Annotated in this window: 26 protein-coding genes; 14 read left to right on the top strand and 12 right to left on the bottom strand. The window is 57.1% G+C overall.

The genetic code is table 11. From position 1 onward, the window contains the following. Positions 1–18: 18 nt before the first annotated feature. The 3 genes from GOV91_RS00235 to GOV91_RS00225 form a co-directional block, all read right to left on the bottom strand. Entirely contained in the window at positions 19–372 is a 354-nt protein-coding gene (locus GOV91_RS00235) for a hypothetical protein (protein WP_171234029.1), read from the bottom strand. Positions 373–760: 388 nt separating this feature from the next. Next, entirely contained in the window at positions 761–1789 is a 1029-nt protein-coding gene (locus tag GOV91_RS00230; RefSeq protein ID WP_171234028.1) for a VOC family protein, read from the bottom strand. Between the two features lie 84 nt (positions 1790–1873). After that, positions 1874–2248, bottom strand: a complete 375-nt coding sequence (locus GOV91_RS00225) for an OB-fold nucleic acid binding domain-containing protein (protein ID WP_171234027.1) — start codon at positions 2246–2248, stop codon at positions 1874–1876. 127 nt (positions 2249–2375) lie between these two features. Here GOV91_RS00225 and GOV91_RS00220 point away from each other — a divergent pair, with 127 nt between their 5' ends. Both GOV91_RS00220 and GOV91_RS00215 read left to right on the top strand, forming a co-directional pair. Then, the gene (locus GOV91_RS00220; protein WP_171174748.1) at positions 2376–2699 is read left to right on the top strand and encodes a 2Fe-2S iron-sulfur cluster-binding protein; all 324 of its coding nucleotides are present in this window, start codon (positions 2376–2378) and stop codon (positions 2697–2699) included. Further along, positions 2699–3460: a VCBS repeat-containing protein gene (locus GOV91_RS00215; protein WP_171234026.1), complete on the top strand. Its 762-nt coding sequence runs from the start codon at positions 2699–2701 to the stop codon at positions 3458–3460. The genes GOV91_RS00220 and GOV91_RS00215 overlap by 1 nt, the downstream gene beginning before the upstream one ends. 73 nt (positions 3461–3533) lie before the next feature. Here GOV91_RS00215 and purD read toward each other — a convergent pair whose 3' ends face one another. After that, on the bottom strand, positions 3534–4802 hold the full coding sequence (purD, locus tag GOV91_RS00210) for a phosphoribosylamine--glycine ligase (protein WP_171234025.1): 1269 nt from the start codon (positions 4800–4802) through the stop codon (positions 3534–3536). 75 nt (positions 4803–4877) lie between these two features. Between purD and xseA the strand changes: the two genes are divergently transcribed. Both xseA and GOV91_RS00200 read left to right on the top strand, forming a co-directional pair. After that, positions 4878–6362 carry an exodeoxyribonuclease VII large subunit gene (gene xseA / locus GOV91_RS00205; RefSeq protein WP_171234024.1) on the top strand — a complete coding sequence of 495 codons (1485 nt, stop codon included), beginning with the start codon at positions 4878–4880 and terminating at the stop codon, positions 6360–6362. Between the two features lie 3 nt (positions 6363–6365). After that, complete coding sequence (locus GOV91_RS00200; protein WP_171234023.1) at positions 6366–7007, top strand: glutathione S-transferase family protein; 642 nt, start codon at positions 6366–6368, stop codon at positions 7005–7007. On the opposite strand, the gene GOV91_RS00195 is transcribed toward GOV91_RS00200, so the two are convergent. Next, the gene (locus GOV91_RS00195) at positions 7008–7388 is read right to left on the bottom strand and encodes a hypothetical protein (RefSeq protein ID WP_171176199.1); all 381 of its coding nucleotides are present in this window, start codon (positions 7386–7388) and stop codon (positions 7008–7010) included. Between the two features lie 155 nt (positions 7389–7543). On the opposite strand from GOV91_RS00195, the gene GOV91_RS00190 reads away from it, so the two are divergent. The 5 genes from GOV91_RS00190 (at position 7544) to GOV91_RS00170 (ending at position 11779) form a co-directional block, all read left to right on the top strand. Continuing rightward, complete coding sequence (locus GOV91_RS00190) at positions 7544–8182, top strand: lysoplasmalogenase (RefSeq protein ID WP_171234022.1); 639 nt, start codon at positions 7544–7546, stop codon at positions 8180–8182. Positions 8183–8240: 58 nt separating this feature from the next. Next, complete coding sequence (gene ftsY, locus GOV91_RS00185; protein WP_171174758.1) at positions 8241–9383, top strand: signal recognition particle-docking protein FtsY; 1143 nt, start codon at positions 8241–8243, stop codon at positions 9381–9383. 87 nt (positions 9384–9470) lie between these two features. Further along, the gene (locus tag GOV91_RS00180; protein ID WP_171234021.1) at positions 9471–10373 is read left to right on the top strand and encodes an EamA family transporter; all 903 of its coding nucleotides are present in this window, start codon (positions 9471–9473) and stop codon (positions 10371–10373) included. 16 nt (positions 10374–10389) lie between these two features. Continuing rightward, the gene (locus GOV91_RS00175; RefSeq protein WP_171174762.1) at positions 10390–10995 is read left to right on the top strand and encodes an inner membrane-spanning protein YciB; all 606 of its coding nucleotides are present in this window, start codon (positions 10390–10392) and stop codon (positions 10993–10995) included. Between the two features lie 115 nt (positions 10996–11110). Then, positions 11111–11779 carry a Crp/Fnr family transcriptional regulator gene (locus GOV91_RS00170; RefSeq protein ID WP_171176201.1) on the top strand — a complete coding sequence of 223 codons (669 nt, stop codon included), beginning with the start codon at positions 11111–11113 and terminating at the stop codon, positions 11777–11779. 225 nt (positions 11780–12004) lie between these two features. Here the strand turns inward: GOV91_RS00170 and GOV91_RS00165 are convergent, their stop codons facing one another. The 6 genes from GOV91_RS00165 to rpiA all read right to left on the bottom strand — a co-directional run bounded on the left by GOV91_RS00165 (position 12005) and on the right by rpiA (position 18189). Further along, complete coding sequence (locus GOV91_RS00165; RefSeq protein WP_171174764.1) at positions 12005–13519, bottom strand: Do family serine endopeptidase; 1515 nt, start codon at positions 13517–13519, stop codon at positions 12005–12007. Positions 13520–13629: 110 nt separating this feature from the next. Further along, positions 13630–13824, bottom strand: coding sequence for a DUF2065 domain-containing protein (locus GOV91_RS00160; protein ID WP_171174766.1), 195 nt, complete (start codon positions 13822–13824; stop codon positions 13630–13632). Further along, a complete protein-coding gene (hflC, locus tag GOV91_RS00155; RefSeq protein ID WP_171174768.1) occupies positions 13824–14702 on the bottom strand; it encodes a protease modulator HflC in 879 nt (292 codons plus the stop codon). Before hflC ends, GOV91_RS00160 begins: the two co-directional genes overlap by 1 nt. Next, complete coding sequence (hflK, locus tag GOV91_RS00150; protein WP_171174770.1) at positions 14702–15844, bottom strand: FtsH protease activity modulator HflK; 1143 nt, start codon at positions 15842–15844, stop codon at positions 14702–14704. The genes hflC and hflK overlap by 1 nt, the downstream gene beginning before the upstream one ends. 72 nt (positions 15845–15916) lie before the next feature. Next, positions 15917–17275, bottom strand: a complete 1359-nt coding sequence (gene gor, locus GOV91_RS00145) for a glutathione-disulfide reductase (RefSeq protein WP_171234020.1) — start codon at positions 17273–17275, stop codon at positions 15917–15919. Positions 17276–17400: 125 nt separating this feature from the next. Next, positions 17401–18189: a ribose-5-phosphate isomerase RpiA gene (gene rpiA, locus GOV91_RS00140; protein ID WP_171234019.1), complete on the bottom strand. Its 789-nt coding sequence runs from the start codon at positions 18187–18189 to the stop codon at positions 17401–17403. A gap of 167 nt (positions 18190–18356) precedes the next feature. Here rpiA and GOV91_RS00135 point away from each other — a divergent pair, with 167 nt between their 5' ends. Genes GOV91_RS00135 through GOV91_RS00120 form a run of 4 tightly spaced genes read left to right on the top strand, consistent with a single transcriptional unit; the run spans position 18357 to position 21834 of the window. After that, positions 18357–19058, top strand: coding sequence for a glutathione S-transferase family protein (locus GOV91_RS00135; RefSeq protein WP_171234018.1), 702 nt, complete (start codon positions 18357–18359; stop codon positions 19056–19058). Between the two features lies 1 nt (position 19059). Next, on the top strand, positions 19060–20433 hold the full coding sequence (locus tag GOV91_RS00130; RefSeq protein ID WP_171234017.1) for an L-serine ammonia-lyase: 1374 nt from the start codon (positions 19060–19062) through the stop codon (positions 20431–20433). Positions 20434–20457: 24 nt separating this feature from the next. Beyond that, the gene (locus GOV91_RS00125; protein WP_171234016.1) at positions 20458–20874 is read left to right on the top strand and encodes a GFA family protein; all 417 of its coding nucleotides are present in this window, start codon (positions 20458–20460) and stop codon (positions 20872–20874) included. A 45-nt stretch (positions 20875–20919) separates the two neighbouring features. After that, a complete protein-coding gene (locus tag GOV91_RS00120; RefSeq protein ID WP_171234015.1) occupies positions 20920–21834 on the top strand; it encodes a DMT family transporter in 915 nt (304 codons plus the stop codon). On the opposite strand, the gene GOV91_RS00115 is transcribed toward GOV91_RS00120, so the two are convergent. Next, the gene (locus GOV91_RS00115; protein WP_171234014.1) at positions 21779–22486 is read right to left on the bottom strand and encodes a thiamine diphosphokinase; all 708 of its coding nucleotides are present in this window, start codon (positions 22484–22486) and stop codon (positions 21779–21781) included. The two genes, GOV91_RS00120 and GOV91_RS00115, sit on opposite strands and share 56 nt — an antisense overlap. A gap of 123 nt (positions 22487–22609) precedes the next feature. Here GOV91_RS00115 and GOV91_RS00110 point away from each other — a divergent pair, with 123 nt between their 5' ends. Continuing rightward, on the top strand, positions 22610–24328 hold the full coding sequence (locus tag GOV91_RS00110; protein WP_171234013.1) for a hypothetical protein: 1719 nt from the start codon (positions 22610–22612) through the stop codon (positions 24326–24328). Positions 24329–24484 lie beyond the last annotated feature (156 nt).

Here is a 24484-nt window from a genome sequence, read left to right as displayed (position 1 = left end):
TGCCCGCACTACGGTCAGTCAGCGAAACTTGAACTCAGGTTCTACAAGGAATCCCAATGGTTTGCTGCCACGATTCCCACTGCGCAGCGCTGTGACATTTCTTCCGTCCACGCGCATCCGGGATGTCAGGACCAGGGCTGGCCGCCCTACTGCTTTTTCCTGGACCTGGTCGACGGGTCGTTTTGCAAAATCGGACAAGAAATCGTTCGGTACTCGAGAGCGCCTTGAGCGAAAATTCGGAATCTTTTGCTGCTGTTTTTCCGGTTCTTCCAACGACAGCGATTGCAGGTCCCTAAATTTTGATCGGTATGCCTCAGCGGCTTCAAGGTGCTTGTTCTCGAACGCATAGACGTTCTGAGCTTCTTCGATCATTCTGGCGGCGTGAATGCACCCCTTGGACCGCACAAGCTCTGAGAGTTCGGCAATACGGTCAGAAATCAGGTTGTCATTCAGAACGACGGCTTTTTCGAACGATCCATGTTGTTTTACGTTGGGCATCTCGAGTGGCTCAGACAAGACGTTGAGTGGTGCACGATCAAACCTGATCTCGGACACAGGCTGAGGCGTAACAACACACGCAATTACCTGCCCTGTGACACAGAGTCGACCAACACGCACCAGATTGGCGGAAAGACGCCTTTTGTGCGCTTTGGAATTAGACACCACGTTTGGGCAAACCCAAGCGCAGTTTTGTGCTTAGGTACCAACCTGCTGAAACCAGATCAAATTTACCTTCGGCGTTGGCACCGCGTGAACATGCTCATCCGCCGCCGAAAACCGAGGCGAGTATCATCCAGGTACTCAGAACCATCCATGTTCCCGTGATCAGCCAAAACATAAACGGTCGATTCGAACGGTCAATTGGCTCGACAAAATCAGCACGCCCTGATTTCAGCGCCAGCCAAGTCCAGATCAGAAACAGCACGCCCCAAAACACCTGCAAATCCATAATCACAGCAAGCCAGACACAAACCAACGCAAGCAGGGACTTCAAAGCCAAACCATCAGTCGTGCTTCGGGCCGCCGCACGTGGGCTTTCACTGACCGCAACAGTATCCTGACCTACATTCTGGATCATGAAATGAGCCCCTTGCCGATCTGAAACCAATGCACGACCTTCTGGCAAGTCATTATGGTGACGCCCATCCCGGACTTTGATCTGCCGAATGGAATCGTCCACCGACTTGACGCCAAAACAGGGCATCCAATAGCGAAATTTTCCGCGGATGGCCTCGGGCACCTCTTCGGCCTCAGCAACCACGGTTCCGTCAGGATGACGTATATCATAGCGCGGCCATGGGCTTGCCGAGCTCTTCTCAAAGCGCCACCCAAACAGGTCCGCATAAAACGGCGCGATCAGTTTGATATCAGGAACGTGGTGAAAACGGCTTATGACCTTACCAGCACCCGGTGCTCCGGCCTGTATGTCTGGACCCTCATACATCGTGAACCCGGCACCGGATGGATCCCGAACCAGCGCGATACGCGCGGCGTCGCCAAAGGTTTGAGGCTCCACTTCGATGATGGCACCCTGATGTGTCCGGGCTTGTTCGACCTTTTCGTCCAGATCATCGACGTGCACATAGGACATCCAAAAAGACGGCATGTTCATTTTCGCCAAACGATCCGGCATCGGGAAAACGGCCGCCACCTCCTGCCCGCCGATAGTGGCAAAGTCATAAGTGTCTTCTTCACCAAATGCCCAATTGAATATTCCGGCATAGTCCGCTCTGGCAGCACGCATGTCGTAGGTGGACAGGTCCGTCCACAGAAAATGTCCGTTTGCCATCGCGCCCTCTTTCCTGCTTCGATACTATCCGAGCTATGACCGGGAAAGCGCCCTGTCCAGAGGCCGCACTATACACAGATTGCTTTAATGCCCTTCCCCCTGCACCAGCACATCCAACATGCCCGAGATATCTTCGATCTCTTCCGCGATTACATGAGTCACCGAATGCGCCCGCTGCATCCGGCCCGTCACCTTCAGCAAACGCCCTGAAATCACCGCGCGGCGGAATTGTTCGTAGATCTTGCGCCACACCACCACATTCACGATCCCGGTCTCATCCTCAAGCGTCAGAAAGATCACCCCCTTGGCCGTCCCCGGCCTCTGCCGCAGGATCACCAGCCCGGCCACGGCCACGCGCGCGCCCTCGGGCGGTGCTGTCAACTGATTTGACGGCAAACAAGATGGCGGGCGTGGCCAGTTCCGACTGGAAACCACAGAATGAACAGGGGCAACAAGCATGAGAACAAAAATAGAACAAACGCCAAGAAAGTCCAGACACGGCCTTAGGAGTCGCAAATGAGGCTGGAAAGACCTAAATGCCTTGACTAAGGAAGAATTCGAACATCGCAAAAGGAAGACGCACGCAATGGCAAAGATCACCTATGTCGAGCACGGCGGTACCGAACACACTGTCGAGGTCGCCAACGGACTGACCGTCATGGAAGGGGCCCGTGACAACAACATTCCCGGCATCGAGGCCGATTGCGGCGGCGCCTGCGCCTGCTCGACCTGCCATGTCTATGTCCACCCCGACTGGGTCGAAAAAATACCGGGCAAGGATGACATGGAAGAAGACATGCTGGACTTTGCCTACGAGCCCGACCCGGCCCGCTCGCGCCTGACCTGCCAGATCAAGGTCACCGACGCGCTGGACGGTCTGATCGTGCAAATGCCGGAAAAACAGATCTGATGCATTCCAAAGCGCCGCGTCCCTCCAGTCGCCTTTGGTGGCGTCGGACACGCGGCGCACTGACATCTCTGTGCCTTTGGGGATCGACCTTAGGCACCGCGACATCTGCCGATCAAATCAAAGCGGCCAAATTCATAGAACCGACCACACGCTATGCGCATGGGGTCTTGGGCGACACAGTTGAATACGGCGCATTGGAACTGCGTATTCAAAATGCCCAGTCGGCCCCAAGAACCGTAACAGTTCGCCTGCCGCAAGATCGCGTCTTCGAAGATCTCACACCACGACTTATCGATATTGATGCAGACGGAACTTTCGAAGCGATTGTCGTTGAATCTCAGGATCAACAAGGTGCACAGCTCGCCATTTATAACGCAAGCGGCACTAAAATCGCCGCCACACCTCATATCGGCACCCGCTTTCGCTGGCTCGCCCCAATTGGGGCAGCCGACCTGGACGGTGACGGCCATATCGAAATCGCCTATATCGACCGCCCGCACCTTGCCAAAACACTGCGCATCTGGCGCTACAAAGACAACGCCCTGACCCAGATCGCTTCGATACCCGGTCTGACCAACCACAAGATCGGTGAGGATTTCATCTCGGGCGGCCTGCGCACCTGCGGCGAACGCCCAGAACTGATCGTGGCCAGCGCAGACTGGTTACGGATCATGAGCGTTTCCTATGACAATGACTGGACCAAAACCGATCTCGGCCCTTTCAAAGGCCCCAACAGCCTCGCACAGGCCTTGAACTGCTGATCCGCCTCTTCATCTGGCTAAAAATACCTTGGGGGTGAGGCCGCAGGCCGAGGGGGCAAAGCCCCCTGCCCGATCACTTATCCAATGCACGCCACCCTATATCGCGTCGGTAAAACCCTTCGGGCCAATTCACACCATCAACCATCTTGTACGCCCGTTCCCGCGCCTCTTGCAGCGTGTCACCGCGCGCAGTAACGTTCAACACTCGCCCACCGGCGGCCTGCACCTGACCCTCAACAGCCTTGGTACCGGCATGGAACACCATGTTGCTGCTGTCTTCGGGCAAAGCATCCAGCCCCATGATAACCGAACCCTTTTCGTACGAACCCGGATAGCCTTTGGCCGCCATCACAACCGTCATCGCGTGATCATCGGCCCAGTTCACCCGCATATCGCCCAGCCGCCCTTCGGCTGCGGCATGCATCAAATCCATCGCCTGCGCACCAAGGCGCATCATCAGCACCTGACATTCAGGATCGCCAAAACGCACATTGTATTCCACCAGACGCGGCTGACCGTCTTTGATCATCAACCCAGCGTAGAGAACCCCCTGAAACGGCGTGCCGCGACGCTTCATTTCTGCTATGGTCGGGCGCACAATCTCTTCCATTGCGCGCGCTTCGACCTCAGCACTCAGCACCGGTGCCGGAGAATACGCGCCCATGCCACCCGTGTTCAGCCCGGTATCGCCTTCGCCAACACGCTTGTGGTCCTGAGCCGTCCCGATAGAGAGAATGTTCTCGCCATCGCAAAGAACAAAAAGCGAGGCTTCTTCGCCTTCCATGAACTCTTCGATGACAACTTCCGCACCAGCACCGCCAAAAGCGCCGCCGAACATGTCGTCAATTGCGTCCAGTGCGGTTTGTTCATCCATCGCAACAATAACGCCCTTGCCTGCGGCCAGACCGTCAGCCTTCACCACAATCGGCGCGCCTTGTTCGCGGATATAGGCCTTGGCAGGTTCGGCTTCGGTGAACCGGGCATAAGCTGCGGTGGGCGCGTTGGCCGCGTCGCAGATTTCCTTCGTAAAGCTTTTCGACGCTTCCAGCTTCGCCGCCTCGGCGGAGGGACCAAAAACCAGAACTCCGGCCTCGCGCAAGCGATCAGCCACCCCGGCAGCCAAAGGTGCCTCGGGTCCGACAATCACAAAGTCAATCGCGTTTTCTTCGGCGAAGCTGACAACAGCCCCGCCGTTTTCAATATCCAGCGCTGCACAGTCCGCGATCTGAGCGATTCCGGCATTGCCCGGAGCAACGATCAGACGGTCGCATTTTGGGTTTTGCAACACCGCCCAGGCGAGACTGTGTTCGCGCCCGCCGCTGCCGAGAATGAGGATGTTCATGAATGCTCTCCGATCTGCTTGGCCTTGCCTGCGCGGCGTTCTAAGCTGGCCCGGCATTCGAAACAAGGCGCTGAAATGTCCGATCTGCTTGATGACCCGATTCCGGGCCAAAATACCCCCGAATACACCGTGTCCGAGATCTCGGGAGAGGTGAAACGGACGCTCGAAGGCTCTTTCGGGCGAATCCGAGTGCGGGGTGAGGTCGGGCGCGTATTCAAAGCGCGTTCCGGGCATTTGTACTATGACATCAAGGATGACCGGAACGTTCTGGCCTGTACCACTTGGAAAGGGCAGATTTCCGGCCTGTCTGTTGTGCCGGAAGAAGGGTTGGAGGTTGTCGTCACCGGGCGCCTGACCGCATTTGGCGCGCAATCGAAATACAATCTGAATGTCGATGAGGTATCCGTCGCCGGACAAGGCGCATTGATGGCCTTGCTGGAGAAACGCAAGAAACAGCTTGAAGCCGAGGGTTTGTTTGCGCCCGAGCGAAAGAAGCCGTTGCCCTATCTGCCGAATATCATCGGTGTGGTGACATCGCCTTCGGGTGCTGTGATCCGTGACATTCTTCATCGCCTCAGGGACCGGTTCCCGCGTAAGGTGCTAATCTGGCCCGTGGCCGTCCAAGGGGCGAATTGCGCACCAGAAGTCGCCCGAGCTATTGAAGGGTTCAACCAATTGAAGCCTGGCGGAGCTTTGCGCCGGCCCGACCTGATCATCGTCGCCCGCGGCGGCGGGTCTATCGAGGACCTCTGGGGCTTTAACGAAGAGGTCGTCGCCCGCGCCGCAGCTGCCTCGGACATACCGCTGATCTCAGCCGTCGGGCATGAAACCGATACAACGCTGATCGACTTTGTCTCGGATCGTCGCGCGCCCACGCCCACTGCCGCAGCGGAGCTTGCCGTGCCCGTCCGCATGGAGTTGCTTGCATGGACCGGCGAGCAAGGTGCGCGGTTGTCCCGTGCGGCAACGGATGCAGTTCAACGCCGAACGCAAAGGCTGCACGATCTGTCCCGCGCCTTGCCGCGTCCGGAAACCCTGTTGAACACCCCACGCCAACGCCTTGATTTGATTGCAGATCGCCTGACACCCGCCTTGACCCGCGGCGTTCAGAACCGCCGTCTGCAAGTCGTCGAACTGTCGGCCCACCTACGCCCCTCGACCCTACGCGGTTTGGTAACTACGCGTCAGGAGTCACTGCGCAACCTGTCGGCACGCCTGTCTCTGCGCCCGATTCAGCGCGAGATCGACCAGCAGCGGCAGAGCCTTGCCCGACTTAACGATCGAATGAACACCGCTCAGACCACGCGGCTGGAACGCCTTCAGCAACAACTTGAGGCCACCGACCGCCTGCGCGAAACGCTCAGTTACAAAGCCACTTTGGAACGGGGATATGCGGTCGTCCGTGCGGACGGCGACGTGATTACCACCAAAGCCCAGGCGGCCAAACATGCGGCGCTTGAGATCGAGTTCGCAGATGGCATTCTCAGCACCGGCGCCACGGCAAAACCGACGCCCAAGAAACCCAAACCGGACGCCCCGGATCAGGGATCACTGTTCTAAGCCATGCTGACCATCTGGGGCCGTAAAACGTCATCGAATGTTCAGGCCCTGATGTGGTGTGTCGGTGAGTTGGGGTTGGATTGCCGCCGCCACGATCTGGGACACAGGTTCGGAGGGCTGGACACTGATGAATTCCATCAATTGAACCCAAACAGAACCATCCCTGTCATACGCGATGGCGACCATCCGCCCCTCTGGGAAACCGGTGCAATTCTCCGCTACCTAGCCAATTCATACGGGACTCAAAGGTTTTGGCCCCGCGATCCGGTGCACCAGACCGAAGTCGATAAATGGGCGGAATGGGCCAAGATTAACGTCGCGATGGCATTCACCGTGCCCGTGTTTTGGCAGGTTACCCGAATCCCAAAGGCGGAACAGGACCAGCAGGCAATCGAACAAGCTGTGACCACTTTGGAAAACAAGCTGACACTTGCAGACGCTCAACTGTCCCAACACGCCTTCCTGTGCGGCACCGACCTGACCTTGGCCGACATTCAGCTGGGGCACGTTCTGTATCGCTATTACGATATCGACATATCCCGCGCAGCGCTCCCAAACCTGCGCCGGTATTATGAGACACTGGCGGAAAGGTGTGCCTATCAGAACCATGTGATGATCAGTTGTGAAGACCTGCGCGTGCCCTGATCACACACCAACCTCAGGCCCATAGCACACCATTTCCTCGCCAAGTTCTTCGGCCTCATATAACTCCGTCGCCTCCGGGTTGCCTTCAAACTGCGCAACCAGACCGCCGCCAGATTGCGTAAAAACCCAGCATTGAGGGTCGAGTCTGTCTTCGTAGACAAAGCAGATCTGCTCGTCCCTTTGATACCAGACGCCTTCTTTGCAATTGCCATCCAGAAAAGACCAGATCACACGCCGGTTCGGCAGATACCGTTCAACCCCGTATACCTGACCCTCGAACCCGTAGAACAGAGTTTTGCCCTGCGTGTAGCTATCGAATTCCGGTCCAGACAACGGGGTCTGGGCCGCAACGGATTGCGCAGCAAAGCCTGCGAGAATCATCCAGTATCTAAGCATAAGTACATTCTGCCAGAAGCGCTTAAGCTGTGCCATTCACCCTTTGCCTCTGGGTTCATCACAGTTCCCTTAACTCAACGTAAGCGCTTGATTTCAATATTCACCTCGGATGAAGTCGTTTGGAAACTGTCGGGGGACCCATGACCAACGTACTCTTTTGGATCGCTCTCGGCTGTGCCCTTGGCTATTTGCCGCTGACAGCGCGCCCGGCCTCAGCCTTGCGCACGGTATTGAAAACCGCTTCCGTGGCTGCCTTGACCATGATCGCCTTTTTGAATGGCGGACCCTGGTTGCTGGTTTTGGCGCTCATCTTATGCGCAACGGGCGACGCACTGTTATCGCGCGAAACGGATGCCACGTTTATGTCGGGCATTGCCGCCTTTGCCGGCGGACATCTGGCTTACATCACGCTGTTCATGACCTACCCGACCAGTAACGCTGGCCTAATCTGGAACGCGCCCGCAACGGTATGGTCTCTCGTCATTCTGGGCATCATCATGGCCACGACACTTGCACCCCGCGCCGGTGATCTGAAAGGGCCTGTTCTGGCCTATATCCCCATCATCCTTGGGATGGGTATCACTGTTCTGGCACTGCCGGACACGGGCGCTTTGCGGTGGGCTTTTCCCGCCGCCATCGCCTTCATCGCGTCCGATCTGGTCCTTGCGACTGAAAAGTTCCTGCTGCCACCAAGCCATCCGGCCCTCAAGGCAACGCCCTATTTGGTCTGGCCCCTTTATTGGGGCGCACAGCTTGGTTTTGTCCTTGCATTCGCGTGACCCTTTGCAACTGCCGCAAATCCGCATTAGGTGAAGGGAACACCTGCGGAGACACTACATGGCGTTTTTCTCAAAGCTAAAGGATAAGCTGTTCAAATCCTCCTCTCGCCTGGAAGAGGGGCTGGAAGCCATCGTCGAAGATGGCGGCGAGGAAACGACCGCGCCTGACCCGGTGATCCCCGAACCAAAGCCCGAACCGCAACCGGTCCCCGAGGTTCCGGAACCCGCGCCGGTGCCACAACCTGTTGAGCCGCCCGCCCCAATCCCTGCCGATCCCACGCCGGTCGCGCCTCCACCCGAGATACCGGAATCCAAAGGCATCCTGAACCGCCTGTTCAATCGCGGTGGCACCACAACGGAAATACGCCGCACACTCGATGACGACATGCTGGAGCAACTCGAAGAGCTGCTGATCGCCTCTGACATGGGTGTCGACACGGCCTTGCGCGTCACCTCGAACATGGCCGAGGGCCGCTTTGGCCGCAAACTTTCAACACGTGAAATCAAGCAATTGCTGGCACAAGAGGTGGCCCGCGTGATGGAGCCGGTAGCCAAGCCCCTGCCGATCTATCCCAAACGCCCGCAAGTGGTGCTGGTGGTCGGCGTCAACGGCTCGGGCAAGACCACGACCATCGGCAAACTGGCCAGCCAGTTCAAAGAAGCGGGCAAGAAAGTTGTCATCGCCGCCGGTGACACCTTCCGCGCCGCGGCCGTTGAACAACTGCAAGTCTGGGGCGATCGGGCCGGGGTTCCTGTGCTGACCGCGCCAGAAGGCTCGGACCCCGCCAGTCTGGCGTTCGATGCCCTGACCCGCGCACAGGCCGAAGGTGCCGATCTGCTGATGATCGACACAGCAGGCCGTTTGCAAAACCGTGCTGACCTGATGGAAGAGCTGGCCAAGATTGTCCGCGTCATCCGCAAGGTCGATGACACAGCGCCGCACAACACCCTGCTGGTCCTCGACGCCACAACAGGACAGAACGCCCTGAGCCAGGTGGAGACTTTCCGCAAGCTGGCTGACGTTTCGGGATTGGTCATGACCAAATTGGATGGCACCGCCAAAGGCGGCGTACTCGTCGCTTTGGCGGACAAATTCGGCCTGCCCATCCACGCCATTGGTGTGGGCGAACAGATCGACGATCTCGCCCCCTTCGACCCCGAAGAATTCGCCGCCGCCCTGACCGGTCTCGACAAAGGCTGATCCGCCCCTTCATCTGGCTAAAAATACCTTCGGGGGTCTGGGGGTGGAAAACCCCCAGCCTCACCGCCCAGCAAAAGGTTGGCATCTTTGAGTAACTGGCTGATCTCATTGGAAGGGACCGAAGCAGGCCACCAGCTTGCGCTTGGACTAGCCCTGATGGCGGCTTTCCTTCATGCCGTGTTTGGAGCTCTGCAAAAGGGGCGTCATGATCCGTGGCTGTCTCGTGGGGCCATTGATGCCAGTTACTGCCTAATGGCCGCGCCTTTTGCCTTCTTTGTGGTGCCCTGGCCCGAACCGCATATGTGGCCGATCTTCGCGCTCGTCTGGCTGATTCATATCGCCTACAAGACACTTCAGGCCATGGCGTATACCAAAGGCTCCTACACGGTTGTCTATCCGGTCGTGCGCGGAACCGGGCCATTGTTCACCGTCATCGGCGCATATCTGTTGTTCGGCGAGACGTTCACGACAGTGCAGTGGCTGGGCGTGGCAACCCTGCTTGCCGGCATATTCGGGTTGGCCGCATACAACTTCCGATTTCTGGAAACCAACCGCGACACGCTGGGTATCGCGCTGGTCTTGGCGATCATCACCGGCCTCTTTGTGGCGCTTTACACCACGTATGACGCCTACGGCATTCGCGCCACCGCCGACCCGTTCACCTTTCTGGCCTGGTTTTTCATGATTGATGGCGCAGCCATGCCCATCTATGCCTTTCTCAGATGGCGCGCCATGATTGACCGCCCAGCTGTCGGCCCCCTGATGTTGCGCGGGCTGGCCGGAGGCCTGATCGCTCCGTTGTCTTTCGGAGCAATCATGTTGGCCACCCGGTTGGATAAAGTGGGCGAGGCCGCGGTTCTCCGCGAGACCTCAACCGTCTTTGCGGCATTGATCGGCTGGCTTGTGTTAAAGGAGACCGTCGGCCCCCGGCGTATTGCCCTGATGGCATTGATTGCACTTGGTGCCGTAATAGTTGAAATGGGCGGGTAAACAGCAGGATATACAGATGACAGGCAAAAAAGACATCAACCCGTTTCTCAAACAGGTGCTCGAGCTTGGCCCCCCATTGGCCTTCTTCTTCATCTACCTGCGCCTGCGCGATGATAGTTTTCTGATTGGTGGCGTCGAGTATTCCGGCTTTATCGTTGCAACGATCATCTTTGTCCCCCTGATGCTGGGCGCCATGGCAATCCTGTGGTACCTGACCGGCAAACTCAGCCGGATGCAAATATTCACCGCATTCATGGTGCTTTTCTTCGGTGGCCTCACCGCTTGGTTCAATGACGAGCGGTTCTTCAAGATGAAGACCACGCTGGTCTACGGCCTGTTTGCCCTGATCCTGGGCGTCGGCCTGTTGCAAAAGAAATCTTATCTCGCCTATGTTTTGGAAGAACTGCTTCCAATGAAGCAGGAAGGCTGGATGATTCTGACCCGCCGACTGTGTGGCTGTTTTGCTGTTTTGGCCGCCGCAAACGAACTTGTCTGGCGCACGATGTCTACCGACATGTGGGTCAAGATCGAGACCTTTGGCTTTCCCATTGCCCTAATGGCTTTTCTGATGCTGCAATTCAGCATGTTGCAGCACTATATGGAGGACCCGGAACAGAAATAGCTCCCGTCACATCAGCCAGGTCCGCCAAAACAAACAAAATTCTTGGATAATGAGCCGAGCTATGTGAAATTGAGTGACTACCCACTCACTCACCTCGCCCAAGATCGGTGCATACATGACGGCCTTCCCCAACAGCGGCTTCCTTTCCGAAGCTTCCGACGGGCTCAGAGAAATGCTTTCGGCTCAAGCGACCGAAATTTCCCTGGCCCAAGGCGACACACTTTTTGAACAAGGCGACGAGGGCGACGCGCTCTACGCAATATTAGACGGCACGCTTGAAGTGTCTTTTCTGGCCATGAGCGGGCGCAAGCTGACCCTGACTCTTATGCGCCCCGGCGAAGTTTTTGGCGAAATAGCCCTGTTCGACAATGGCCCGCGCACAGCAACCATTGCTGCGGCCGAAGCCTCGCGCGTTCTGCGTGTGCGCCGCAATGACGTCTTGAAACAGATCCGGCGACATCCTGATCTCGCAGAGGATTTAATCCGGCTGGCCGGATTGCGGATGCGGTACATGGGGTCTCAGTTGAACGAGCAGGTCTTTTTGCCCATGCCCATTCGACTGGCGCGAAGGCTGCTGCAACTGTCTGGTTTGCAGGACAACCCGTCCGAACGCATTACGCTGTCGCAAAGCGAACTGGCTGAGTTTGTCGGGGCGACGCGAGAAGCGGTGTCCAAAACAATCTCTGGATGGAAACGTGACAATGTCGTGGAAGCGTCCCGCGGCGGATTGCTGATTCAGGACTTTGCAGCATTACGTGAGTTAGCCGAATCCGACCTGATCTGAGTCGGTGTGATCTTGTTCACAGACCCACGTTCCAACATGACCTAGGGTGAAGTTGTTACCGTAGGAGGTCAGAGAATCATCCCCGATATCTGTCCACTGACCTCTCCCTGTATCTGAGCCATACGCAACTATTGCGTATGGCTCATTTTTTTGTTGCTGGTGCTCCTGCCCACAATACCGGGCGAACAACGAAAAAGGCCGGGATTTTATCCCGGCCCCTTGCTCTTATTCCTCCAGGCTCAGCGCCACAAACCGTGGATCCCCGCCCCTGCGCACCAATAGCAGCAAAGACTTTCTGCCAGCTTCGCGCGATTCTTCCATCCGCTGCTCCAGATCTCCGATTGTTTCCACTTTTTGCTGCCCTGCCTCGGTGATCAGATCACCAGCCCGCAACCCCTTGGCATAAGCCTCGGACGCCTGATCGACGTCAGAAATCACCAGACCTTCGGCATCCGCATCCAGGCCCAGATCTTCGCGCAACGTATCCGTCAATGGTGAGATGGTAAGACCCAGAATATCCGCATTCTCATCAACCGGGGCCTCCTCAGCTTCCGGTTCGCCGGTTTCGGCACGTTCTGCGTCTTCACGACGACCCAACGTAACCAGCACAGTCTGGGTACCGCCATCACGGTGCACGATCACGCGCACGGCCTTTCCGACTTCGGTTTCGCCTACCTGACGAACCAGACCGCGTGTATCCTCGACCTCGACACCATCAAAACTGGTGATCACGTCGCCGGCCTTCAGCCCCGCCTCTTTCGCCGGGCCTTCCGGTACATCGCTGATCAAGGCACCGCCGGGCTTCTCAAGCCCCATGGCTTCGGCCATGTCCGGTGTTACGTCCTGAATCCGCACACCCAACCACCCACGGCGCGTTTCGCCAAACTCACGCAACTGATCAACAACTTTGACAACAACGTTCGAGGCCATCGAAAAACCGATTCCGATTGAGCCACCGTTTGGTGACAGGATCGCAGTGTTCACGCCTATCACTTCACCATCCATGTTGAAAAGCGGACCGCCCGAGTTGCCTCGGTTGATTGCGGCATCAGTTTGAATGTAGTCGTCATAAGACCCGCTGAGTTCCCGGTTACGGGCCGATACGATACCAGCCGAGACGGAAAAGCCCTGCCCCAGCGGGTTGCCCATGGCGATCACCCAATCGCCCACGCGCGCAACATCGCTGTCCCCGAAGGTTACATATTTCAACGGACCGGACGCCTCGACCTTGAGCAAAGCGATATCGGTTTTCTCATCAGTTCCGATGACTTTGGCTACCAGCTCTTTCCTGGGCTGACCGTCACCCGGGAAGAATTCCACAAGGATTTCATCGGCCTCGGCAATGACATGGTTGTTGGTGACAATAAACCCGTCTTCCGAGATCACGAAACCCGAACCCAAGGCGTTGCTGCGGCGCGGAGCGTCGTTGTCGTCGTCGCCGTTTCTATCCTGAAACTCGCGAAAGAAATCCTCGAACGGGGAACCTTCGGGTACGATGCCCTGCGGCCCTGTCTGGTTTTCGATCAGTGTGCTCGTGGTGATATTCACCACCGCAGGGCTGATCTTTTCGGCCAACGGCGCCAGGCTTTCGCCCCTTGCCTGTGCGGCAACCGTTTGCGCCAGCAAAAGCAGCGAACCGGCAAAGGCCAGCCACATCAGCCGCATCCAAACACTCACTTCGTCCCACCGGACGGATACACTGCGCGCTTTCGCCTGCACTTGAGCTCTCCTTGTTGACATTCTTGCCAGAACCGCCGGTACACGGTCTGTCTTGTCAACCAATGTAGTCAGTTTGGTCGGGCTAGCAACTCGGGATCGCGGGGAAATCACCGCCAAGTGAAGCTATGGCGTCAAAAACCCAGTTGATGCGCGCCCCAAAGCAGGATCAACCCGCTGATGACGCATAGCAGCCCCATCAAACGGCGCGCCTGTTCAGGAATTGACCGGAACGCTTCGAGCATACGCTCGATAAGCGAAGGGGCCAGCGCATAGGCCAGCCCCTCGACAATCAGCACCAGCCCGAAAGCCAGAAGGATCATACCCATTACTGGGTCGCCTGCCCTGTGGGCGATTTCAAGTAGTTGAAGAACTCGGAGTCCGGGCTCAGCACCATCGAGCTGTTGCTGCCACCCAGCGCACGCTCATAGGCGGACAGCGAGCGGTAGAACTCGAAGAATTCCGGGTCTTTGCCAAAGGCTTCGGCAAAGATCGCGTTACGCTCAGCGTCCGCCTCACCGCGAATGATTTCGGCTTCACGATTAGCGTCCGAGACCAGTTCAACCACGGTCCGGTCGGCTTGGGCGCGAACACGTTGCGCCGCTTCGTTACCGCGGGCGCGTTCGTCGGTTGCTTCACGTTCCCGTTCCGCCTTCATCCGGTCGAAGGTTGCCTCAAGGTTGGCTTGCGGCAGATCAGTCGCCTTCAGGCGCACGTCGATCACGTTGACGCCCAGCGCTCGCGCCTCGGCGATGGCGCTGTTACGGATGCGCAGCATAAGCGCCGCACGGTCCGAGCTAAGGATGTCGCGCGAGGATACCGAACCCAGCACTTCGCGGGTTTCAGCGCGCAAGATGCGGTCCAGACGATCTTCTGCAACCGGAATGCCACCAACACCAACGGCTTGACGGAACTGCTCCAGATCTGAAATCCGGTAGCGGGCAAAAGCGTCAACCACCAAACGCCGATCATCCAGAGGTGTGACTTCAAGCGGCTGTACATCGATAGAAAGGATGCGGTCGTCGTAACGCACCACTTCCTGGATCAACGGGATTTTGAACGCCAGACCAGGCTCTTCCTTGACCGTGACAACCCGGCCAAATTGCAGAACCAGCGCCCGCTCGCGTTCATCCACGATGAAAATCGAAGATAAAACGCCAACAATCGCGAGAAAGACGACCGGCAGGATAAATGTCGTTTTACGCATCAGTTGCTCTCCTGTCCGGAATTGCGGCGAAGCTCATTGAGCGGCAGATAGGGTACAACCCCCTGCCCCTGACCAGTAGAGTTCTCATCCAGAATGATTTTGTCCACGTCACCCAGAACCTGCTCCATCCGTTCCAGATACAGGCGCTTGCGGGTCACATCAGGCGCCTTTGAGTATTCTTCCAGAACCGCGCTGAAACGGCTGGCCTCACCCTGTGCGCTGTTGATCTGCTGGGCACGATACGCTTCGGCCTCTTCCAGAACCTGAGCAGCCTCACCGCGGGCTTCGGCGAGCACACGGTTCGCGTAGGCGTCCGCAACATTCTGCAAGCGGTCACGTTCCTGAGCAGCGGCCTGAACATCACGGAAGGCAGCAATCACGTCTTGCGGCGGGTCAGCCTTGTCAAAGTTCACACGAACGATGTTCACGCCCGAGTCGTAGCTGTCCATCGTTGCCTGAATCAGTTCCTGCAGGCGGTCGGCAATAATACCACGATCCCGGTTCAGAATCGGCGCCAGTTCGCTCTGCGCGATAATCTCACGCATCGCAGATTCCGACACAGCGCGGATGGTTTGGCGTGGATCGCGCAGATTGAACAGGAATTTGGCAGGATCATTGATGTTCCAGACCACTTGATAATCGATATCGACGACGTTTTCGTCACCGGTCAACATCAGGCCGTCATCACTGCCACGGGCACCGCCCATGTCTTCGTTCTGTTCGCGTGTCACCGGGATGACCTCAGCGGTGACAAACGGCCAGGGCGCGAAGTTCAGGCCCGGATTGCCGACGGCCGAGAATTCACCCAAGAACAACTCAACCGACTGTTCTTCCGGTTTAACGGTGTAGAAACTCGCCAGACCCCAAAGACCTGCAGCGACCAGAACGCCAATTGCAATCGTGCCCTTGGTAAAGGCCGGACCACCGCCGCCTTGACCGCCACTGCCACCTTTGCCCGAACCGCCGCGACCGCCCATCAGAACGCGCAGTTGCTCTTGGCCCTTCTTCATCAGCTCATCGATCTCGGGAATCTGCGGGCCATCGCCTTCGGGCGGGCGACGCCCGTCCCCGTTATTTCCCCGATTTCCTCCGCCACCGGAAGAGCCTCCGCCCCCCCAGGGGCCACCGCTGTTGCCCGCCATATGTACATGTTCCCTTGTGTTTGACCGTGTGATCACGGCGTCCTTTGTAACTTGTGTGCGCGCGGTTGCAAATCAAGCCGTGCGCACAGGTTGCCGCATTGTCACCAGTTCTTCGGCCATCACCGGATGCACGGCGACAGTACGGTCAAAATCTTCTTTGGTCGCCCCCATCTTTACGGCGATTCCGGCAAGCTGGATCATCTCACCAGCACCGGGGGCGACAATATGGCAGCCAAGAACCTTGCGTGTGGCCTGACTGACCAGAATCTTCATCAGAACCCGCTGCGTTCCGCCCGCGAACGATTTCTGCATCGGCTTAAACGACGTGGCATAGACTTCGATCGGTTCTTGCGCCGCGGCCTCTTCTTCGCTCAGACCAACAGTTCCGAATTCCGGCTGCGTAAAGATCGCGGTCGGGATCAGTTCGTGATCCACAGGTGTCGGGTTACCTTTGAAGACGGTCTCTACAAAAGCCATTCCCTCGCGGATCGCGACCGGTGTCAGGTTCACCCGATCCGTGACGTCACCAATAGCGTAAATCGAAGGCACTGCGGTCTGGCTGTATTCATTTACGACAATCTCACCCTTGCGACCGCGTTCAACGCCCAGGTCTTCCAGCCCAAGGTTATCGGCATTTGGCGCACGGCCCGTGGCGTACATAACGACGTCAAAACGATCCTCGGTGCCATCGGTCGCCTTGACGCGGATCTGGTCCCCGTCTTTGGTCATTTCCAGCACGTTGGTGCCCAGTCGCACGTCTATTCCGTTCTGGCGCATCTCTTCACAGATCAACCCGCGCGCTTCTTCATCAAAGCCGCGCAGGATTTGCGCGCCGCGATAGAACTGGGTGGTCTTGACGCCCAGCCCATTCATGATCCCGGCAAACTCGCTGGCGATATAGCCACCGCCGACGATCAGGATGCTTTCAGGCAACTTGTCCAAGTGGAAAATCTCGTTCGAGGTGATCGCCAGGTCTGATCCCGGGAAATCAGGCACGACCGGACGGCCACCCGTGGCGATCAGAATATGCTTAGCGGTTTTTTGGGTACCATCAGTCAATTCGACTGTGTGCGCATCCACAAGACGAGCGCGCTGATCAAAGCTTTCCACTCCGTTGTTTTTCAGGATGTTACGATAGATACCTTCCAGCCGATCCAGTTCCGTCACCAACTTGCCGTGGAAGGTATTCCAGTTGAATGCACCGGGTTGAATGTCCCAGCCATAAGCTTGTGCATCACCCACCATGCCCGAGTATTCGCTGGCAAAGACCATCAGCTTCTTGGGCACACAGCCCCGGATCACGCAGGTGCCGCCATAGCGGTCTTCTTCGGCCAGCCCGACTTTGGCACCAGTTTCACCCGCCGCCACACGCGCAGCACGGACCCCCCCCGAGCCTCCGCCGATGACAAAAAGATCATAGTCAAAGCTCATGCCGGTTTCCTTCGTTCAACTTGCAAAATCCTCTGGATATCTGGGCGCAAAAACCCTGGTGCCAACCCCTGGGCACAGAAAATTCAAACATTCACGGGCGCTTGTCGGAGATAAGAGCATCAAACTTAGTCCGAAACATCGGAAAACAGGTTATCGCGGGATCCGCTCAACAACTGGTCCAGTTGGATGGTACCTGCATTGATGTCCCGCAGTTCGACCCTGCCATCTCCGTGGCCCAGAACGACCTTGTCGCAGATATCGACGAACAGACCATTTTCCACCACACCCGGCACCTGATTCAGGATCAGCGCCATCTGGCGCGGATTGCCGATGCGTTGCAGGTGCAGATCCAGAATGTGGTTTCCTTCATCGGTTACAAAAGGGGCCTGACCGTTCATGCGCAGCGCAGAGGTGGTCCCCAGAACATCCATTGTGTCCAGCGCTTCTTCGATCAGCGTCCGCGTGGTTTGCCAGCCAAAGGGAACCACCTCGACCGGCAGCGGGAAAGCGCCCAGTGTTTCAACTTCTTTTCCGGCGTCTGCGATGACGACCATCTGATCGCTGGCCGTGGCGACAATCTTTTCCTGAAGATGTGCACCACCGCCGCCTTTGATCAAGTTCAGGTCCGCGTCTAACTCATCTGCGCCGTCAATGGTCAAGTCCAACCATCCGGCCTGATCCAGGGAAATGACCTCGATTCCAACCTCACGTGCAAGCTGGGCCGTTCGGGTCGACGTGGGCACGCCCTTGATCTGCAAGCCTTCGCCTCGTACGCGCTCACCCAAGCGGCGTACCAACCAAGCGGCTGTAGATCCCGTTCCCAGGCCCACACGCATTCCGTCTTCGACCATCTCGGCCGCACGGCACGCGGCCACGTATTTTGCAGTGTCGATGGGCGATAGATCTCCGGTCATGGCAGCTTTCCAAAGTTGGCCTGCCGAAGTTATAGGGAAAGCCTCGGGTGACTGCGACCCCAATTTGTGACCCAGCGAACTCAAAGATACCAAAGTACTACGCGTTTCCTATCGGAAACGTCGCAATCATGTCTTACAAGACCATCTTTGAGCTATAAGTTGCCGCCATGTCGAAGCCCTACCGCCTGCACTATATCCCTGATAACGCCTCGCTGGTAATCCGCCTGGTGCTAGAAGAGATAGGTGCGCCTTTTGACACGGTCCTGGTGGATCGGCGCCAGAATGCGCAGGACAGTACAGCCTTTCGGGCACTCAATCCCAACGGTCAAATCCCAGTGTTGGAAACGCTGCAAGGGCCAATCTTTGAAACAGCGGCCATCCTGCTTTGGCTATCCGAACAACATGGCCAGCTGGCCCCTGCAAAAGATGACCCGGAACGCGCAGGCTTTCTGAAGTGGTTGTTCTTTGCGTCCAACACGCTTCACGCCGATCTGCGTATCGTGTTTTATGCCGAGAAATACATCGACCCACGGCAGGCCGACAAATTGCGGGCCGCTACACATCCTCGCCTGAGACGTCACCTTCAATTGCTGGACGCAATGGCCAAAAGCGCGCCGGGTTGGTTCTGTGCAGATCACCCTTCCGTTCTGACCTACTATGTCGCGTGCATGATGCGCTGGAAGGCGCTCTACCCTGCTATGACAGACCGAAGCTGGTATCAACTGACAGACACGCCTTGCCTACAAACGCTGTTAATGAAGCTTGAAACACGCCCGGCGACCCGCTCGGCCATTTTGGCCGAAGGTCTTGGGGCCAACCCGTTCACCTCCCCTGTTCACCCAACCCCTCCAGAAGGCTCAGCTATCTGATATGTTTCTCTCTGTCTTCGATATGTTCAAAGTGGGCATCGGCCCGTCCTCCTCCCACACCATGGGACCCATGGTGGCTGCTGCGCGCTTCCTTGATATGATGCGTGCCTCGCCGTTTGAATTTTCCGGTCTTAAAGGGTCGCTGCACGGCTCGTTGGCCTTTACCGGTGTCGGCCACGCGACCGACCGGGCGACAATCCTGGGTTTGGCCGGTTTTGTACCGGACACCTATGACAACAACAAAGCCGAGGCTGCTTTGGCAGATATTGCCAGCACGCATACGGTCACCCCTGAAGGGTTGCCAACCCTACAGTTTGACCCCAAAGCCGATCTGGTTTTCGACTATGACAACACCCTGCCCGGGCACGCCAATGGCATGATTCTGATGGCAACGGACGCACAGGGTGACGTGATCCTGCGACAGGTGTTCTATTCCATCGGCGGCGGATTTGTCCTGACCGAAGAAGAACTGGCAGAGGGCAAAGCAACCGACGAAGGCGCTCCGGTGCCGTTCCCCTTCAAATCCGCGGCCGAGATGCTGGAGATGGCAAAATCCAGCGGCAAGAGTATTGCTGACATGAAGCGTGAAAATGAAATCGCGCGGGGTTGCGCCGACAGCTTTGCCAGAGGCTCCGCCCGTCTTTGGGAGGTCATGAACGCCTGCATCGAACGTGGATTAGCCACAGACGGCATCCTTCCGGGTGGGTTGAAAGTACGTCGTCGCGCCAAGGGCATTTATGATGCTCTAATGGCTGAACGTGGTATGAACCTGACCGCCCCACACACAATCAACGACTGGATGAGCGTCTACGCGATGGCGGTCAACGAAGAGAACGCTGCCGGTGGGCAGGTTGTAACGGCCCCTACCAACGGTGCGGCCGGCGTTCTGCCTGCGGTGCTGCGCTATTATCTGGATCACGTGCCTGGCGCTTCGCAAAGCCATATCGAAGATTTCCTGCTGACCGCTGCTGCGATAGGCGGGCTGGTCAAATTCAATGCCTCGATCTCAGGCGCTGAAGCAGGATGTCAGGCCGAGGTCGGCAGCGCGTCTGCCATGGCCGCTGCAGGGCTCTGTGCCGTGATGGGCGGAACACCTGAACAGGTAGAGAACGCCGCCGAGATTGCTCTGGAACATCACCTGGGCATGACATGCGATCCCGTTGCGGGTCTGGTTCAGGTGCCTTGTATCGAACGCAACGGATTGGGAGCCATCAAGGCAGTATCGGCCGCGTCATTATCCCTGCGTGGGGATGGCGAACATTTCGTGCCATTGGATTCGGTAATCGAGACCATGCGCCAGACGGGTCATGACATGCACGAGAAGTATAAGGAAACCTCGCTTGGTGGATTGGCGGTGAACGTGCCAAACTGCTGATCGCAAAATAATGTGGGGGTCGTCATGCGTGGACATTGCCTGTGCGGCACAATCAAATACGAAGTCGACTCTTCGCCATTGTCTTGCGTGACATGTCACTGCGACAGTTGCCGTCGCCAATGCGCCGCCCCGATGACCACCTACTTCGCCGTCCGCGACGGCCAATGGCGCTGGACCGGGGAAGAACCCAAGCGCTTTAACTCCTCACCCGGAGTTGAGCGCAGCTTTTGCCCGCATTGCGGTACACCGATCTCGTTCCGTTCGGCCAAGATGTCGGATGTGCTGCATCTGTACGTCGCAACACTAGAGGTGCCTGATGACCTGCAGCCCACGCTGCATGTTTCCCACGAAGAAAAGCTGAGCTGGCTGCACCTTGATGACGGTTTACCCACGTGCATTGGGCCAGATTACACAAAGGTTCAGCCCTTGCCGAAAGACTAACATCCAGCCTTTCCACTGTACCGTGAAACGGCTAGCGTCGCGGACATGACTCAGGATCGTCCCGTTTTTGGCATTGTCTTAATGCTTGGCTTTTGCCTGCTTGCCCCATTGGGCGACTCGATGGCCAAACTGTTGGGCGAGACCACCCCACTGGGGTTGCTGGTAACGGTCCGCTTTGCAGTTCAGGCCCTGATCCTGATCCCTCTGGTTGCACTGACCGGCAAACCTTGGCGGATGCGTGGCCGCATCCTGCGACTGACGATAATCCGCACGTTTCTGCACATCATTGGCATCACCGCAATGTTCAGCGCGTTGCAGTTCCTGCCTCTGGCGGATGCCATCGCAATCGCCTTTGTTATGCCGTTTATCATGTTGTTGTTGGGCAAGTTTGTTCTGGGTGAAGAGGTTGGCGCACGCCGTCTGATCGCCTGCATCGTAGGTTTCATCGGCACGCTTCTAGTCATCCAACCCAGCTTTGCCGAGGTTGGCGCGCCTGCACTGCTGCCCCTTATCGTCGCTGTTGTGTTTGCTCTGTTCATGCTAGTCACACGGCAAATCGCCAAAGAGACAGACCCTGTGTCGTTACAGGCGGTATCAGGTGTTCTTGCGACTCTGGTACTGGCCCCGGTTCTGGTGATCGGAACGCATCTGGATGTGTGGGAGATTTCTGTGACCCTGCCTGCCCCGGACATGTACTGGCTGTTGATTGCGATCGGGGTCTTGGGAACCGTTGCACACCTGCTGATGACCTGGTCGTTGCGTTATGCGCCCTCAGCCACGCTGGCACCGATGCAGTACCTGGAAATCCCTGTTGCAACCCTAATCGGCTGGGTCATCTTCAGCGACCTGCCTGACGGGCTTGCCGCGCTTGGCATTACGATAACAATCACTGCCGGGCTCTATGTCATTCTTCGCGAGCGGGCCACTGCCCGGTCTGCTCCGACAGAAACACCTGCATAAGTGGATCCAACGCAGAACGCGGGATCATGATCAATAGTCCCGGCCCGTCCATATGCAACTCGACCTCTGCCAGCGCGCGGTTCGATGTGCCCACCTGCCCTGCTGGATCGAATTTCAACCCGTCGATTGGCCATTCCAACCCGGTGCTGCGCCCTGTAACCGGGCGCAAAGGAAACAGCGAAACCACGTCGCCGGGATCAACTGGCAGACGGATGTGTGGCGGTGCGTGAAAAACCACTTCATGTTCGCCCAACAGAATACACGCCTGATCTTGTCGCCTGACCAGGGTATTCAATACGGCCAATTGATGATCCAGCCGCCCCCCCAGAAACCCCGCACCCAAAATCAGCGGACATTGCGTGCTGCGCAACGCTTTATCGAAGTCCGTACTATCCTGCTCGCGGATCGGGAATAGACGCTCGGTCGGTATTTTTGCCTGTGTCGACGCGCTCAGCGAATCGAAATCGCCGATAACGGCATCCGGGACATGACCTGATTCTGTCAAAACCTTTGCACCACCATCAGCGGCCACAACCGATTTGACGCGATTCAGCACCAGATTCAGGTCCTCGGCACCGACAAATCCCCCTCCGAACAGACCAATTGGATCAATCGAGCGTACAATGATCTCGTTTTTATTAAGATTGGCCATTTTTCCCGGATTTGGACACATTAAGACCACAAAATGATAGGTTCATGCAGAAAGTTCCGAGCCAGTGTGTGCTCCCGATTCCGGGTAAGCTGGCTCTCGTAGTTTGTAAAGGACGTGCGTCTGATGGTACAGAATAACAAGGTATTGACCGTTTCTTATGGAACCTTCTCCTGCACTTTGGAAGGATTTGACGATTCCTTTGAGACGATGAAAGCCATCGCCGAGTATTTTCGCGATCTTGCAGCAGATGACCGCTATTTCGGCTCTGAACCCCCTCAACCTGATGCCGAGATGCTGACACGCATTGCCAGACGCGATGCGTCCCAACGGGTGGAAGCCAGCCAGAACGAATCCGGACTTCTTTTGCGCGCCACACAGACACCTGAGACCCCCCGTCAGGAGCTAGCCCCGCAAGCCGGCGCGATGACCATGGCACACACCCCCACTCACGAGCCACCCAACCCGGCCCCAGCCGGACTTGCCGATGCGGAACCAGTCGGAGAACCCCCTGCTCCAGCGGCTGACAGCATCTCGGCCAAGCTGCAGCGCATTCGCGCAGTTGTCTCTCATTCGGATGTTCCTCCTTCAGCATATTCCGAAGACGAAGACACGTCTCTGCTGGCAAGTTCCACCCCCCCTGTGGACGCAGTAGCCGCAGCTTTTGAAGCTGGTGCATTGAACGCAGAAGATTTTGCCGAACCTGCGGCGCCAATGCCTGAGGAGCCGCAGCAGCCTGTTATCGATGAGGCTGACGCAGAAGAGACAGATGACCTTCCAGCCGAAGCGCCAACAACGTCTGACGAGACAGAAGAAGCTGAAGCAGCAGAAGTCCCAACTGTTGAATCAGAAGAGCAAACCGCGGAAGCCGAAGAACTGCATGTGCCCATGACCCCCGAGCACGTGCAAGCCGATGACCTTGAAGACGCTCCCGAAGCGACGAAACTTCCTGCCGAACCCCTCTTTGCGGAGCTGGAAGAAGATATCGAGGAAGAGCTCGAAGAAGAGGATGTTCCAAACATCCTTAACATCGAGGATGTGACGGTCGAAACTGCTGACGAAACTGCTCAGGATGATCTGGACACTCAGACGCATGGGTTGCTGACCGCAGAAGATGAAGAGAACTTGCTGAGCGAGATTTCCGAGATCGAGTCTGAGTTTTCTGAACGCTCGAGCCAAAAACTGGCTGATGATGTTGATCCCGAACAGGATGTCCTTCGCTTAATGGCCAAAACCGGCGAGCACATGGAAGATCCTTCAAGCAGCGACGCGCGTGAAACTTATTCGCACCTGCGCACAGCGGTTGCCGCGACAGAAGCAGAGCTTGACGACGAAGCCGCTACACATTCGAAGGACGCCGAGTATCGCGGCGATCTGGAATCCGTTGTCAGCCCCCGCCGCCCTAAAGTGAAGGTTACAAGTGCGCGCCCGGAAACAGACGCTCCGGCCCCGCTGAAACTGGTTGCCGAACAGCGCGTGGACAATCAAAGCGAGCCAACCGGTCCTGTCATGCCTCGTCGCGTCACTTCGGATCTAGAAGATACCGGATCGGAAGAAAGCGGCTTTGCACAGTTTGCACAGGATCAAGGCGCACAATCACTGCCCGATCTGTTGGAAGCAGCAGCAGCTTATCTTTCCTTTATTGAAGGCCAGGAACAGTTCTCGCGCCCGCAACTTATGAACAAAGTCCGCTCTTTGAAGCAGGACGAGTTCAATCGCGAAGAAAGCCTGCGGTCGTTTGGCCAACTGCTGCGCGATGGGAAAATCGAAAAGGCTGGTGGTGGCCGGTTCGCGGCCTCCAATCTGATCGGTTTCCGCCCAGATGACGAGCGCGCAGTCGGCTAACTGCAACAACATCAAAAGACAAAGGGTCGGGTAATTCCCGGCCCTTTTTTGTTGCAGTCTTGGCAAAGCGCGGCGGAAAAAACTCCTGTTAGTGGAAATGCTTAAAAATTTATGCTGCGCCGCAGAATTATGGTGTAATCTCACGGCAGAAATCTC

This window comes from Ruegeria sp. HKCCA6837 (genome assembly GCF_013034475.1).
Classification (GTDB): Bacteria; Pseudomonadota; Alphaproteobacteria; order Rhodobacterales; family Rhodobacteraceae; genus Ruegeria.
The sequence above is the reverse complement of the archived record's forward strand: the minus strand, read 5'-3'. Positions and strand labels throughout refer to the sequence as shown.